This is a genomic window from Arcicella rosea, assembly GCF_040543805.1.
Classification (GTDB): Bacteria; Bacteroidota; Bacteroidia; order Cytophagales; family Spirosomataceae; genus Arcicella; species Arcicella rosea.
This window is the reverse complement of record NZ_JBEUMS010000002.1, coordinates 173,044-187,403: the sequence shown is the minus strand read 5'-3', so window position 1 is coordinate 187,403 and position 14,360 is coordinate 173,044. Positions and strand designations below refer to the sequence as shown.

Annotated in this window: 14 protein-coding genes; 12 read left to right on the top strand and 2 right to left on the bottom strand. The window is 35.9% G+C overall.

Annotation, left to right across the window (positions count from 1 at the left end):
* Window positions 1-19: 19 nt before the first annotated feature.
* Window positions 20-994, bottom strand: a complete 975-nt coding sequence (locus ABID42_RS04060; RefSeq protein WP_367282552.1) for a lipid A deacylase LpxR family protein — start codon at window positions 992-994, stop codon at window positions 20-22.
* A 262-nt stretch (window positions 995-1,256) separates the two neighbouring features.
* Here ABID42_RS04060 and ABID42_RS04055 point away from each other — a divergent pair, with 262 nt between their 5' ends.
* From ABID42_RS04055 to ABID42_RS04020, 8 genes are all read left to right on the top strand, one after another.
* A complete protein-coding gene (locus ABID42_RS04055) occupies window positions 1,257-1,391 on the top strand; it encodes a hypothetical protein (RefSeq protein WP_367282551.1) in 135 nt (44 codons plus the stop codon).
* Between the two features lie 95 nt (window positions 1,392-1,486).
* Window positions 1,487-2,170 carry a recombinase family protein gene (locus ABID42_RS04050; protein WP_367282550.1) on the top strand — a complete coding sequence of 228 codons (684 nt, stop codon included), beginning with the start codon at window positions 1,487-1,489 and terminating at the stop codon, window positions 2,168-2,170.
* Window positions 2,171-2,254: 84 nt separating this feature from the next.
* Window positions 2,255-3,070 carry an EboA domain-containing protein gene (locus tag ABID42_RS04045; RefSeq protein WP_367282549.1) on the top strand — a complete coding sequence of 272 codons (816 nt, stop codon included), beginning with the start codon at window positions 2,255-2,257 and terminating at the stop codon, window positions 3,068-3,070.
* Window positions 3,071-3,196: 126 nt separating this feature from the next.
* Window positions 3,197-4,216 (top strand): TatD family hydrolase, encoded by a 1,020-nt coding sequence (locus tag ABID42_RS04040; protein WP_323258035.1) that lies wholly within the window; start codon window positions 3,197-3,199, stop codon window positions 4,214-4,216.
* A 3-nt stretch (window positions 4,217-4,219) separates the two neighbouring features.
* Complete coding sequence (gene eboC, locus ABID42_RS04035; protein ID WP_367282548.1) at window positions 4,220-5,101, top strand: UbiA-like protein EboC; 882 nt, start codon at window positions 4,220-4,222, stop codon at window positions 5,099-5,101.
* Between the two features lie 33 nt (window positions 5,102-5,134).
* Complete coding sequence (locus ABID42_RS04030) at window positions 5,135-6,292, top strand: 3-dehydroquinate synthase (RefSeq protein WP_367282547.1); 1,158 nt, start codon at window positions 5,135-5,137, stop codon at window positions 6,290-6,292.
* Window positions 6,293-6,295: 3 nt separating this feature from the next.
* Window positions 6,296-7,507 (top strand): metabolite traffic protein EboE, encoded by a 1,212-nt coding sequence (gene eboE / locus ABID42_RS04025; protein WP_367282546.1) that lies wholly within the window; start codon window positions 6,296-6,298, stop codon window positions 7,505-7,507.
* 206 nt (window positions 7,508-7,713) lie between these two features.
* The gene (locus ABID42_RS04020) at window positions 7,714-9,090 is read left to right on the top strand and encodes an alkaline phosphatase family protein (RefSeq protein WP_367282545.1); all 1,377 of its coding nucleotides are present in this window, start codon (window positions 7,714-7,716) and stop codon (window positions 9,088-9,090) included.
* A gap of 186 nt (window positions 9,091-9,276) precedes the next feature.
* Here the strand turns inward: ABID42_RS04020 and ABID42_RS04015 are convergent, their stop codons facing one another.
* Window positions 9,277-10,179 carry a helix-turn-helix domain-containing protein gene (locus ABID42_RS04015; RefSeq protein WP_367282544.1) on the bottom strand — a complete coding sequence of 301 codons (903 nt, stop codon included), beginning with the start codon at window positions 10,177-10,179 and terminating at the stop codon, window positions 9,277-9,279.
* Between the two features lie 140 nt (window positions 10,180-10,319).
* Here ABID42_RS04015 and pcaH point away from each other — a divergent pair, with 140 nt between their 5' ends.
* The 4 genes from pcaH to pcaDC all read left to right on the top strand — a co-directional run bounded on the left by pcaH (window position 10,320) and on the right by pcaDC (window position 14,354).
* Window positions 10,320-11,027, top strand: coding sequence for a protocatechuate 3,4-dioxygenase subunit beta (pcaH, locus tag ABID42_RS04010; RefSeq protein WP_367282543.1), 708 nt, complete (start codon window positions 10,320-10,322; stop codon window positions 11,025-11,027).
* Between the two features lie 233 nt (window positions 11,028-11,260).
* On the top strand, window positions 11,261-11,785 hold the full coding sequence (pcaG, locus tag ABID42_RS04005) for a protocatechuate 3,4-dioxygenase subunit alpha (protein WP_367282542.1): 525 nt from the start codon (window positions 11,261-11,263) through the stop codon (window positions 11,783-11,785).
* Window positions 11,782-13,110, top strand: coding sequence for a 3-carboxy-cis,cis-muconate cycloisomerase (gene pcaB, locus ABID42_RS04000; RefSeq protein ID WP_367282541.1), 1,329 nt, complete (start codon window positions 11,782-11,784; stop codon window positions 13,108-13,110). Before pcaG ends, pcaB begins: the two co-directional genes overlap by 4 nt.
* Window positions 13,111-13,235: 125 nt before the next feature.
* A complete protein-coding gene (gene pcaDC, locus ABID42_RS03995) occupies window positions 13,236-14,354 on the top strand; it encodes a bifunctional 3-oxoadipate enol-lactonase/4-carboxymuconolactone decarboxylase PcaDC (protein WP_435521468.1) in 1,119 nt (372 codons plus the stop codon).
* The last annotated feature ends 6 nt before the right edge of the window (window positions 14,355-14,360 follow it).

Here is a 14,360-nt window from a genome sequence, read left to right as displayed (position 1 = left end):
TATCACAAAGCTAATTAATTTACCAATTGTAATACAATGAAAGATTGCCAACACTGTGGCGATAGAGTCCTTTTTTATAAGCACTTGCTACTTTTTGGGTATATGAAATCCCAAAATTCCCTTTTGTAATCACTGCTCCATACGAAACTTCGGCGAACCAATTTCTTATATCATTCTCAAATACAGCCGTTTGTGAGTTTTTCAACTCTCCATTCATTAACTTATTGGTTACGATAAATGAAGCTTCTGGTTTAAAGATAAAATAGGCTTGAAATTTCTTAAATCGTTTAGATTTACTTCCATATTGATTCAAAAACCCTTGAAAATACGGACTAAATTTCCCGATTCTAACCATCGGAAATACTGTCAATGAATTCAGCATATTGCCAACAGTCGCCCTTCCTCCTACCATTACTTCAACAAATTTGTGATAATGAAATAGCTCTTTTTCAGCAGTAAAATTGACATTGAAAATTACAGTATTGGCTAATTGATTATCCCATCCTCTTGGAGTTCTATCATTAATTAGTTTATGTGCAAATATTTGAGTTCGTTTTGCCAATGCAGCTGGACCTCTCACTCCCGCAATCACCTCTGTCTGAAAATCATATTTCTTTACAGGATTATAAGAATACAAAGTATGCGAAACGTATAATGAACCTGCAAAAGGATAATCATCTGGCTGAAACTCTGTTTTTGTAATGTCTCTCGGAGTTACCATTAGTTGAGTCAATCCCCAGCCAAAAACATTTACTGTACTATCGCCTGCTTTCGGTAATAATTTATCTACAAAAAATTTCGATTCATGTTTTTTGGTATAGAATAAATCGAATCTAGTTCCATTACTATAAGCCTCGTCTGTTCCGATTCCACGAATGTTAAAAAAATCGTTGTCTTCATATAACCTAAACAGAAATCTTGGTTCTGATTTTTGGGCAATTAAAGTATTGGTAAAAATAAAAATGATACTTAAAATTTGGATAGCTTTTCTCATGACGATTAAAATTTGAATATTACTCTTGACATTTCAAATTTGGGAAATGTACTACATCTAAACATTGTCATAGAACAAGAAATAATATTCTCAGTAAAGGATTATAAATACAATAATCCATTTTGAAAAAATAAAATTCATTTAGTTAAAAAAAAGTGAAAAATCAACACTCAAAAAATAAAATCTGGGTTTTAGCACTTTTGTTTAAAATCTAATATGACCCTCTAAGATTTTAAACAAAACTTATTATCTTTGCTTAAACTTGAAAAAGTATCCGGCTATTTTGGTTTTTATCAACGTGACATATTCAGAGAAAATATTCTTCGTGAAAATTCAAACCAAAGCCGACGAGAATCCAACATTTCATATCAATATTCATTCAGAAAGTGAATATTAAAATCTCAGCAAATTGAAATTTTGATTTTTCGATAATTTTCGTCTGATAATCAAATATTTAAGCAACAATTCCTAGATTCAGAAAAATAAAATGCTATGAAAAAATATGTCAGTTATTTAAGAGTTTCTACAAAAGGGCAGGAGCGTTCTGGTTTGGGTTTAGAAGCCCAGCGAGCCATCATTGAACATTATGCAAAAATTGATGAAGCCGAAATTGAGCATGAATTTATTGAAGCCATCAGCGGAAAAGATATTGAAAATCGTCCGAAATTGATGGAAGCTATAAAATTGTGTAATGAAAATAAATATACATTTATCGTAGCAAAATTAGATCGTTTAAGTCGTGATATTGAACATATTTTCAAATTGAAGAAATTACTGGGTGATAATTTTAAAAGCTGCGATTTGCCTGATACTGATACAGTTACGCTTGGAATTTATGCGATTTTCGCCCAAAGAGAAAGAGAAATTATCAGTATCAGAACAAAAGTCGCTTTAGAAGCCAAGAAAAAAAGAGGAGAGAAAATGGGCAATCCACAGTATTTTACGCAAGAAACTCGTGAGCTTGGTGGAAAAATGCAAAGAGAAAAAGCCATTAAAAATATCAATAATAAAATGGCAAGTGGGATGATTGCCAGATATAATCGTGATGAATATACTTTGGAAAGTATCGCCCAAGAACTCAATAATTTTGGTTTTAGAACCGTTAAAGGTAAACTGTTTAACCGTTCAACGGTTTGGTATTTGATAAAAAGGCAAAAAGAGATAAATCTTGCTTAAACAATGACTTTTATTAAGTTAAATTTAAGAAAGGCTTCTTACCTTTGATAATTATTATTTTTTATTATTTAGACAATAGATATTGTGAGTATAGTCAGCAAACTTTTGAGTATTATCCAAGAAAACACTTCAGAAAAAGAACAAAATTGGATTTCAAGTAAAACTTCAGGCGATAGCAAAAATATTTTAACTGCCTTTGTAGCCGCACCAAGATTTGTATCGAAAAAAACAGTACAAGTAAGTTTTGATGAAGAAGATATCCTTCACGAATGGACACTGGATAGACTGACACGAGTTTACTTGTTATTGTCAATTCCGCAAGATGTTGAAGAAACGTATCTCAAAAATATCAACGCACTTTTTGATACTGCCGAAATCAACGAAGCTGTAGCACTTTATTCTGCTTTACCTTATTTGGCTTTCCAAGATAAATGGGTTTATAGAGCGACAGAAGCAGTTCGCTCGAATATTGGTTTAATTTTCGATGCTTTGGCGTTTAGAAATACTTTTCCTGCTACTTATTTTACCGAAGCAGAATGGAATCAATTGGTGTTAAAATGTATTTTTAATGCTAAACCGATTCATTTAATTCAAGGTTTAGCAGAAAAAGCAAATCAAAAATTAGCCGATACGCTTTCCGATTTTGCTCATGAACGTTGGGCGGCTGGTCGTTCTGTCCCTGCACAAGTTTGGCGATTAGTAACTAATTTTTTGAATGAAGAAATCTTGAAAGATATTGAAAAATTGTTGCAAACTGATAATTCTGATAATCAAATTGCTGCCATTTTAGTATGTAGAGAAAGTACTTTTGAACCAGCTAAAGCATTGTTAAACAAATATGTTTCTATGATCAATGAACTGGGAGAAGACAATATTACTTGGGAAAAATTAGAAAAATAGTTGATTTCTTTACTTTTTTTCCGATAATAAAGGATATACAAATAAGCATTTTATCTGAAATTTAGACTTAATTCAAGAATGGTTTTGTGAGTAAAATCTTGAATTGAGCCATTAGCCACTAAAAAAATGTGTCAAAAACATAATGAAATAGCCAAAAATCCTTCTCATTTTGAAGGAACAGCCGAAGAATTGGCAACGGCAACGAATGTGCAAGTAAATTTTATGGATTATATCAAAGATATGAAATTTTTTGATCCACACATTCACATGACTTCACGCACAACAGACGATTATCAAGCTTTGGCTGATGCTGGTGTTGTGGCAATTATTGAACCTGCATTTTGGCTTGGTCAGCCACGTACTGGGCTTTCAACTTTCAAAGATTATTACAGTAGTTTGATTGGTTGGGAGCGTTTTCGCTCTTCGCAATTTGGTATTAAGCATTACTGTACTATTGGTTTGAACTCTCGTGAAGCCAATAACGAAGCACTTGCGGAAGAAGTAATGGAAATTTTACCATTGTATTTATACAAAGAAGGCGTAGTTGGTGTTGGTGAAATTGGTTTTGACGACCAAACTGCTGCCGAAGAAAAGTATTATCGTTTACAATTAGAGTTAGCCAAAGAAGCTGGTTTGCCCGTACAAGTACACACTCCGCACCGTGACAAGAAAAAAGGAACGGAAAGAAGTATGGCAATTGCCCTTGAACATGGCATCGACCCACAAATGGTTATCATTGACCATAATAATGAAGAAACTGTAAAAAGTGTTTTAGACCAAGGTTTTTATGCAGCATTTACCATTTATCCATTTACCAAAATGGGAAATGAGCGTATGGTAGAAGTAGTAAAACAATACGGTTCTGAAAGAATTATGATTAATTCTGCTGCTGATTGGGGCATTAGCGACCCTTTGGCAATACCAAAAACTGCCGCTTTGATGAAAATTAAAGGAATTTCAGATCATGATATTCGTTTGGTTACTTATCAAAATGCGATTGATGCTTTTGCACAAAGCGGACAAATTAATGTGGAAGATTTTGAAAATCCACAAGAAATTGACCAAACTTTAAAATATAATGGCAATACGATTTTGAGAGGTGGACAACAGCCGAGAGTCGATAAAAATGCCTTAATCATTCGTTAGATTTTGAATATAAAAGCATACTTCCAACTGCTAAGACCTGCCAATATTGTAACATCCGTAGCGGATATTTTCGCAGGAATTTCTATCGCAGGTTTTACTTTTTCAACTGACATCGCCAGTATCAAAACAGTCATTTTACTTTCCATCGCCACTAAAGGTTTATATGGTGGTGGAATTGTATTTAATGATGTTTTTGATGCCGAATTAGATGCCATCGAACGACCCGAACGACCAATTCCAAGCGGAAAAGTGAGTAAAACAAATGCTACCTTATGGGGTAGCTTTTGGCTTTTAATGGGTATTGTAGCCGCTTTTTTCAACAGTACACAAAGCGGACTCATTGCCATTATTGTGGCTATTTTAGCCTTAGCCTATAATCGTTTCGGGAAACATCATGATATTTTAGGACCAATCAATATGGGACTTTGTCGGGGTGGAAACCTTATTTTGGGGATGTCAGCCGTGGCAACTGCTCCAGCTTCTTTGTGGTGGTTGGGCGTAATTCCGGTAATTTACATTGCTGCTATTACGATGGTAAGTCGTGGAGAAGTACATGGAGGTAGTCAAAAAACTTTATATTTTGCAGGATTTTTATACGCTTTTGTTAGCATTTCTCAGCTACTTTTCGCTTATCAATTAGGCTACTTTTTATTCGCTATTGGTTTTGTGTTATTGCATATTTATTTGATTTTCAAACCATTAATTACTGCTATTTCAAATCCAATCGGTCCGAATATTGGCAAAGCTGTAAAGGCTGGAGTGCTCTCGCTTATCGTAATGGATGCCGCTTGGGTAAGTGTTTCAGGAAACTGGATACTGGCTTTGTGTGTTTTAGCTTTATTACCTTTTTCAATGAAATTGGCGAAGATTTTCGCAGTTACTTAATTTAATAAATTCGATTTTTTACTCTTACAATAAATGTCTCAGATTCAGCAAAGCTTTCAGGTTCAGTTTTCGTATAATATTTTATTTATCGAAAATCTTTTCGCTCCTGAAAATACTACTTTAATTACTTTTTTAAACAATTTTGGCACCCATTACGGGGCGAACCAATTTCATAAGAAAATCTTATTTGTCATCGACGAAGGCGTTGCCGAACATCACCAATATCTACAAGAAGCTATCAAAAATTACTTCGCCAATCAAGAAGAAATTGAATTAGTAGCCGATATTTTAGTCTTACCGGGTGGAGAACAAGTAAAAAATGACGAAATATATTTAGCTCAAACTCTTCGTGCAATTGATACTTATGGTATCGACCGCCACTCTTTTGTGGCAGCGATTGGCGGTGGAGCTTTTTTAGATATGACTGGCTACGCTTCTGCGATTGCTCATCGTGGCGTAAAACACATTCGTATTCCTACGACAGTACTTTCTCAGAATGATTCAGGAGTTGGGGTGAAAAATGGTGTAAATTACTTCGGAAAAAAGAATTTCCTTGGCACTTTCGCTCCGCCAGTAGCCGTTTTTAATGACAGTACTTTCTTGAAAACTTTGAGCGATAGAGATTGGCGTTCGGGAATTTCGGAAGCTGTTAAAGTAGCCTTAATCAAGGATTTATCTTTTTTTGAATGGCTTGAAAACAAATCCGTTTTGTTGGCACATCGTGACGAAGAGTCGATGAATGAGCAAATTTTCCGTTGTGCAGAATTACACGTTCAACACATTTCAAGTGGAGATCCTTTTGAAAGTGGCTCTGCTCGTCCTTTAGATTTTGGTCACTGGGCGGCTCATAAATTAGAATATCTTACCAATTTTGAAATTCGTCACGGCGAAGCCGTTGCCATCGGTATCGCTTTAGATTGTGCTTATTCTTTCTTAAAAGGCATGATTTCGGAAGATGCTTTAGATAGAATTTTATTAGTTTTAGAAAATCTTGGTTTCGATTTGTATCATCCAGCTTTAGCCGAAAATGATAAAATCAATCTTTGGAAAGGCTTAAACGAATTCCGTGAACACTTGGGAGGACGCCTTACCATTACTTTATTAGAAGGACTTGGTAAAGGCATTGAAGTACACGAAATAGATTTTGAATTGGTAAAACAAGCCGTAGATTATCTCGAAAAACGCTCATAAATTATGAAAACTCCATTCGGACTTTTAACATATTGTAGTAATATTCATCCAGGAGAAGATTGGAAACATCATTTTTCAGTACTCCAAAGTAGCATTCCTGAAATTAAAAATTCAGTAAGTAAAGACGCTTCGATGGGAATTGGTTTGCGTTTGGCGAATCAAGCAAGTATAGATTTGTCGGAAACTGCTAATTTTGAAGCCTTTCAAAATTGGTTGTCAGCAAATGATTGCTACGTTTTTACGATGAATGGTTTTCCTTATGGCGGTTTTCATGATGTAGTTGTAAAAGACCAAGTACACGCACCCGACTGGACGACAGATGATAGAGTACAGTATTCCATCCGAATGTTCAAGCTTTTGGCGAAATTATTACCAGCCGATATGCAAGAAGGAGGAATTTCTACTTCGCCGCTTTCTTATCGTTTTTGGTGGAAAGTTGAAAGTGAAAATCCTTTAGAAACTCTTCATCATGCCACTACTTTAGCGACACAAAATATGCTTTTGGTGTTGGACGAATTAATCGCCATCAAACAAGCAACGGGTAAGGTTTTACATTTGGATATCGAACCAGAACCAGATGGAATTTTAGAAAATTCTACGGAATTTATTACTTGGTACGAAGATTATTTAAGACCAATTGCCATTGAATACTTTGCTAAAAAAGGGAATTCAACCGAAGAAACATTGGCGATTTTACATACACATATTCAGTTATGTTATGATGTTTGCCACTTTGCAGTAAGCTACGAAAAGCCAGAAGTTGTAGTAGAGAAATTAGCAAAAGCTAATATTGCAGTTGGCAAAATTCAGATTAGTTCTGCTATCAAAGTTGATTTTACAAATGATGCAGCAACTAAATTAAAAGCTATTGCTCAGTATGATGAAGCCAGTTATTTGCACCAAGTAATTGCCAGAAAAGCAGATGGAACTTTTGAAAAATATCAAGATTTAAACCTTGCCATTGAAGATTATCAAGTAGGAAAACACGAAGAATGGCGAGTACATTTTCACGTTCCTTTGTTTATAGAACAATACGGAGAACTTTCTTCGACACAATCTGACATTGTAGATACGATTGCGATTCATAAACAAAAGCCATTTACCAATCATTTAGAAATAGAAACTTATACTTGGGGCGTTTTACCGCCAGAAGTACAAGTACCACTGAATGAGTCAATCGCCCGTGAAGTTACTTGGGTGAAGGGATTGCTTTAGTGTTTAGCTATGAGCCTTGAGCAATTAGCTTTGAGCTTTTTTTAATTGCTTGTGATGAAGAATTACTGATGGCATGACTTGAAGTCATACCATCAGTAAACACAATAAATAAAACTCACAGCTCATTACTCGAAGCTCTCGGCTATAAAATTATTTAAAACAAAAAGCTCAAAGCTCACGGCTCAGAGCTTAAAGCTAATAGCTATATGAAAAAAACAGTAGTGATAGATGTCGTTGGTTTAAGCACGAGCGTCATCGGAGAATATACTCCATTCATCAAAAAATACCTTTCAGAACATCAGCTTACCCATATCAAACCCGTTTTTCCTGCCGTTACCACTACTTCACAAAGTTGTTATGTAACAGGAAAATTCCCTGATACTCATGGGATTGTAGGAAATGGCTGGTACGACCGTGAAGATAACGAACATAAATTTTGGAAGCAGTCGAACAAGATTGTGAAAGCAGAAAAAATTTGGGAAGCAGCTAAACGTAAAAACCCAAATTTTACTTGTTCTAAAATGTTTTGGTGGTATAATATGTACTCATCGGCAGATTATACCCTTACTCCGAGACCGCAATATCATGCCGATGGCGTAAAAGCTCCAGACTGTTATTCGCAACCAGCAGATTTACGTGATAAACTTCAAGCAGATTTAGGCACGTTTCCATTGTTTAGTTTCTGGGGACCTAATGCCAATATCAAATCCTCAAAATGGATTGCAGACGCTTCTGTTTGGGTGGATAAGGCTCATGACCCAACACTTACTTTGATTTATTTGCCTCATTTAGATTACTGTTTACAGAAATTTGGGGTCGATTTTTCTAAAATTCATAAAGAATTAGGCGAAGTAGATAAATTGGTTGAAGACTTGGTGAATCATTATAAAGCACAAGATACCAACATCATTATTTTATCTGAATATGGCATCAATACGGTTAATAATCCCATTCATATCAATAGAATTTTGCGTGAAAATGGATTGATTGCTGTACGAGTTGAACGTGATTATGAATTATTAGATGCAGGAATTTCAAAAGCTTTTGCCATTGCCGACCATCAAATTGCCCACATCTATATCAACGACCCAAGCGAAAAAGCAAGAGTAAAAAGTATTTTAGAAAATACCAAAGGCATTGCTTTAGTCTTGGATGAAGAAGGTAAAAAAGAACATCATCTCAACCACGAACGTTCTGGTGATTTAGTAGTTATGGCGGATGCAGATAGCTGGTTTACTTATTATTATTGGTTAGACGATGCCAAAGCTCCCGATTATGCTCGCTTGGTGGACATCCACAGAAAACCAGGTTATGACCCAGTTGAGATGTTTATGAATCCAGCTAATCCATTTATCAAGTTACGGGCAGCCTATAAATTAGCTCGTAAACTATTAGGATTCAGGTATTTAATGGACGTAATTCCTTTAGATGCTACCTTAGTAAAAGGCTCTCATGGAGGTATCAATATCGGTAAAGAATACTACCCAATACTAATTTCTGACCAGAAAATTGGTGACGGTGAAATTATCGCTACGGATGTTTATGATGTGATTTGGGAGGCTTTGTTCGGAGGAGAAGAATAAGAACGTTATAAACAGTTTCCAATTACGTCCGCAATGCAGACGTAATTGGAAGCCTTATTGAAAACCGTTAGTTGAAGTAATTTCGAAGATGTGACAAAGTCCATCCTTTAATAATATTTCCTCTGTTACTTATCAGAAATCGACATTAAGCCAAATTGAGATTAGTATTTGGCTCTATCTAATCAGTTAAACCTTTTCGGATAAAGTATTCGGCAAAACTCTGCCTCTAAACTCACTCGGTGAAAAACCTGTTTGTTTTTTGAAAAAACGTGTAAAATAAGCTGGGTCTTTGAAATCTAAGAAATAGGAAATTTCGGCAATGGTGTAGGAAGTGTTCAACAAGTATTTTTGGGCTTCGTTAATCATGTACTCGTGAATAATCTGTAAAGCAGATTTTTGGACTAAGGTTTGGCACACTCGATTGAGGTGTACAGCTGTGATATTCAGCTCTTTGGCGTATTCTGTTACGGATTTTGATTCGTGAAATGATTGCTTAATTTGCTTCTGAAATGATTGAAAATAATGTAATGTTCTATTATCTGATTTCGTAATTTGATGTTCTACGGCTACGCTCAAACGGTATAAGTGCATAAAAAGTAGCTGAAATAATGAAGCCATAAAAAGCTGTTTTTCAGGATTTTCGGCTATGAACTCTGTGGCTATTTGCTGTTTTAATTGCTTCAACGACTCAAATACTTCTAAGGATTCTTCAAATGTAAATTGCTTTAAACGACTGATTTCTAAAACAATATGCGGTGAATTTTTAAAAATACTTTCTACAAATGATTGCGAAAAAGTAAGTACATCGCCAACCATATTCGACTGAAATACAAAGCCATGCAAAGTATTAGGCGGAATCATCAAAATGGATGGTGTATTTAAAGCGATTTTGGTATTTTCAGAAATCAAAAGTCCTTCGCCTTCTGGAAATATAAAAATCTGATATAAATCTGTATGTAAGTGTTCGGTGATTTCCCAGTCATACAATTTACTTCGTACCTCAAGCTCTTCAATGTGAATATAATCTGCTAAAGAATCTGTTTGATTCTCTCCATACAATCCTCTAAAATTCACTAAGTCTTTTTTCATAAATGTTTAAAAAATACTATCATCAAGAGTATTTAAAGACAAAAATGTGATAAATGTTTGTTTTGTACAAGATATATATCATTTTTTACAATACTCGCCACATTAAAATAATCTATTTTTGTATATAATTAATACAAAATATGAGCGATATTATTTATAACCTTTTCGACAGAGAAGTACATCCACCTTATTTATCGCCTGACTATAAGTCAACGATTTTAAGAGCTCCAAGTAAGCCTTTGATTCCATTAAAGCAATCATTATCTGAATTGAGCGGACCAATTTTTGGTGATTTTAATTTAGGTGAATTTGACCATGATTTAACCAAAAATGCTATCGCCAATGGCGAGCCTTTGGGAGAGAGAATTGTGGTGCATGGTAAAGTAATGAATGAAAACGGGAAACCCATTCCAAATACTTTGATAGAAATTTGGCAGGCGAATGCAGCAGGGCGATATGTTCATAAAGTGGATCAACACGCCGCTCCGCTCGACCCGAACTTTATGGGTGCTGGTAGATGTATGACGGATGCCGAAGGGAATTATAAATTTTATACCATCAAACCGGGTGCATATCCTTGGGGAAATCATTTTAATGCTTGGCGGCCCAATCATATTCACTTTTCTTTGTTTGGGGCAAATATTACTAACCGTTTGGTAACACAGATGTATTTTCCCGGTGACCCACTTTTGCAATATGACCCAATTTTCTTGGGAGTACCTCCGAAAGGTCGTGAATTGTTGATTTCATCTTTTGATTTAAGTATCACTGAACCAAGTTTTGCTTTGGGCTACCGCTTTGATTTTGTTTTAAGAGGAAATAACGCAACGCCATTTGAGAAGCAGTAAGCTTTTTAGCCTTCAGCCTTCAGCTTTGAGCAATGAGCTATCAGCTTTACTTGTAGGTTCAAATATTGTATTAAAGGATTTTAAATAATTAGTGCTGACGAAAGTTTAAAGGCTATTTTGGTGGTAGGATTTCAGAAATAGAGTAAAATAACTTTATTTTCAGTAAATCCGAAATCCGATACCTGAAATCCGAAATCAATAATTCTTACAGTGCTAATTCAAAACTAATAATTATGTTACAGACTCCTTCTCAAACTGTTGGGCCGTATTTTGCTTATGGACTTTCGCCCGAACAGTATTTATATAATTTTAAAAGTTTGGTCGGAAACCTAATGGTAAATCCGATTGAAAATCCTGATAGTATTACCATCATCGGGAAGGTTTTGGATGGCGAAAATCAACCAATTCCTGATGCCATGATTGAATTATGGCAAATTGATGAAAATAATCAACGTTTCGGAAGATTTGGTACAGGTACAGACCCCGAAAGTCGCTTTATTTTTCATACCTTAAAACCTGAATCGGTTGCTGGGCAAGCTCCTTATTTAACAGTAATTGTTTTTATGCGTGGACAGTTAATTCATTCTTATACTCGTCTATATTTTTCGGACGAAATTACGCTGAATGAACAAGACGAAGTACTGAACACTGTACCAAGTGAAAGACGACATACGCTGATTGCTCAGAAAAAAGGTTCTGTGTATGAATTCAACATTTATATGCAAGGCGAAAACGAAACTGTCTTTTTTGAAATATGAGTCTATATTCCGAAGTATTTTATTCCGATGAAATCAACGAACTTTTTTCTGATGAAAAGAGTCTGAGCTATTTATTGCTTTTTGAATCAAGTTTGGCAAAAGCCCAAGTCGAACATGGTATCGTTCCAAATACTTCTGCAGGTATCATTGCGTCTTGTTCGCAAGCTGATTTGATAGATTTACAAGCTTTGAAAAAAGCGATACAGTTGGGCGGAAATGTTGCTATTCCTTTGGTAAAACAATTGACGCAATTGGTCAAAAACCAAGATGCAGAAGCTGCCAAATTTGTGCATTTCGGAGCTACAAGTCAAGATGTAGTTGATACGACTACGGTTTTACAAACCAAAGTATTTGTCGAATGGCTTGAAAATCAATTAAATACTTTACAAGAGGTACTTATTAAGCAGACGCAAGAACACCGCCAAACTCTGATGATTGGTAGAACGCTTTTGCAACAAGCCAAACCAATTACTTTCGGACTAAAAATGGCTTTGTGTCTGGAAAGTATTCAGCGTTCGGCAGAACGTATTCAATCGCTGAAAGGTGAATTATTGGTTTTACAATTGGCTGGTGCGGTAGGTTCTCAGAATCAAGCGATTAATCAAAAAGTAAAAGAAAGTTTAGCGAATATTTTAGGCTTAAAGGCTACTCATTCTTGGCATACACACCGAGATGCTTTTGTCCATTTTGCTGCTGTTTTGGGCGTTTTGGTAGGAAGTATCGGAAAAATTGCCAAAGATATTTCGCTGCTAATGCAAACCGAAGTAGGCGAAGTATTTGAAGGAGCTGGAGTGGGCAAAGGCGGTTCAAGTACGATGCCGCATAAACGTAACCCTGTTGCATCGGCTATTATTTTGGCAAATGCCCAAAGAGTACCGCATTTGGTGGCAACATTGATGACTGCGATGACTCAGGAGCATGAGCGTTCAGCTGGACTCTGGCATTCGGAATGGGAGGTTTTGAATGATTTAATGAAACTCACGGCTGGCACTGTTGAACGAAGTATTGGGCTTCTCAGCGGTTTAGAAGTAGATAAAAATCGAATGCTTCAAAACCTTGAATTGACACAGGGATTGATTTATGCAGAAAATGTTTCACTGGCTTTGGCTGAAAAAATTGGCAAAAGTGAAGCCCACGAATTAGTAGAAAAAGCCTGTAAAAAAGCAGTTGCTGAACAAAAACATTTGAAAAAGATTCTGGTAGAAAATCAGAACTATTTAACAGAACCTGAACTCCAACCACTCTTTCAAGCCGAAAATGCGATTGGATTGAGTTTGGAGATTATTGATAATATTTTGGGAAAGGCTGTAAGCTCTAAGCTTTAGGTAGTAGGCTTTAAGCAATATTTCATTAGGTATTATCAAATTTTTAGGTTTATCGCCTAAATCATAAAGTATGACTAAATTTTAAATAAAAGCCGAAAGCTCATAGCTGATGGCTCAAAGCTAAAATGAAAACTAACTATAAACTACAAGGAACGCCGAATAGTCCTGTGTTGATTTTTTCTAACTCTTTGGGTTCTGAAATGTTGATGTGGGATGAACTTGTGCCTTTTCTTTTACCATATTTTAGGGTTTTGCAATACGATACTCGTGGGCATGGAGGAAGTGAAATTACACCCGAACCTTACAGCATTGCTTTGTTGGGACAAGATGTTATTGATTTATTGGATGAATTAAAAATTGACGAAGCTTATTTCTGTGGACTTTCGATGGGTGGTTTGATTGGTCAATGGTTAGGAATTCATTATCCTAATCGCATCAAAAAGCTAATTGTAAGCAATACGGGTGCAAAAATCGGAAACGATGAACGCTGGAATGGCAGAATTGAAACCATCAAAACCAAGGGAATGCAAGCCATTGTGGACGATACGATGGAAAGATGGTTTACCGAAAGTTTCAGAAATAACAGTCCGCAAAGAGTAGCCGAAACCAAAGCTATGTTTTTACGGAGTGATATTTTAGGTTATTCAAATTGTTGTGCTGCCATTCGTGATGCTGATTTCAGAGAAAGTTTATCACAAGTATCGGTAGAAACTTTGGTGATTACGGGCGACGAAGACCCAGTAACAAATGTTGCTCAGGCTGAATTTATTGCTAAAAATATCCCGAATGCTCGCTTAAAAGTACTGCACGCTCGTCATTTAGCCAGTACAGAATTGCCCGAAGAATATGCCCAAGTATTGATCGAATTTATCGTTGGTGAAAGCACTTTTGAAAAAGGAATGCACGTGAGAAGAAGTGTTTTGGGCAATGCTCACGTTGACAGAGCCAACGGCAATATCAATGATTTTAATGCTGATTTTCAACAGTTTATTAGTAATTACGCTTGGGGTGAAATCTGGACTCGTCCGAATTTATCAAAGCATAGTCGTAGCTTAATTACGATTGCGATGTTGATTGCCTTGAACCGAAAAGCAGAATTAAAAATGCACATTCGTGCCGCCTTCAACAATGGTGTAAGCATTGCTGAAATCAAAGAAGTATTGATGCAGTCGGCATTATACTGCGGTTTACCTGCCGCCAACGAAGCTTTTCATACGGCAGAGGAAGTGTTTAATAGCCTATAGCTATGA

Bases quoted from the DNA above. Each gene is read 5' to 3' on its own strand.
- ABID42_RS04060 (WP_367282552.1), bottom strand. From the start codon at position 994: ATGAGAAAAGCTATCCAAATTTTAAGTATCATTTTTATTTTTACCAAT.
- ABID42_RS04050 (WP_367282550.1), top strand. From the start codon at position 1,487: ATGAAAAAATATGTCAGTTATTTAAGAGTTTCTACAAAAGGGCAGGAG.
- ABID42_RS04040 (WP_323258035.1), top strand. From the start codon at position 3,197: ATGTGTCAAAAACATAATGAAATAGCCAAAAATCCTTCTCATTTTGAA.
- ABID42_RS04030 (WP_367282547.1), top strand. From the start codon at position 5,135: ATGTCTCAGATTCAGCAAAGCTTTCAGGTTCAGTTTTCGTATAATATT.
- eboE (WP_367282546.1), top strand. From the start codon at position 6,296: ATGAAAACTCCATTCGGACTTTTAACATATTGTAGTAATATTCATCCA.
- ABID42_RS04020 (WP_367282545.1), top strand. From the start codon at position 7,714: ATGAAAAAAACAGTAGTGATAGATGTCGTTGGTTTAAGCACGAGCGTC.
- ABID42_RS04015 (WP_367282544.1), bottom strand. From the start codon at position 10,179: ATGAAAAAAGACTTAGTGAATTTTAGAGGATTGTATGGAGAGAATCAA.
- pcaH (WP_367282543.1), top strand. From the start codon at position 10,320: ATGAGCGATATTATTTATAACCTTTTCGACAGAGAAGTACATCCACCT.
- pcaG (WP_367282542.1), top strand. From the start codon at position 11,261: ATGTTACAGACTCCTTCTCAAACTGTTGGGCCGTATTTTGCTTATGGA.
- pcaB (WP_367282541.1), top strand. From the start codon at position 11,782: ATGAGTCTATATTCCGAAGTATTTTATTCCGATGAAATCAACGAACTT.
- pcaDC (WP_435521468.1), top strand. From the start codon at position 13,236: ATGAAAACTAACTATAAACTACAAGGAACGCCGAATAGTCCTGTGTTG.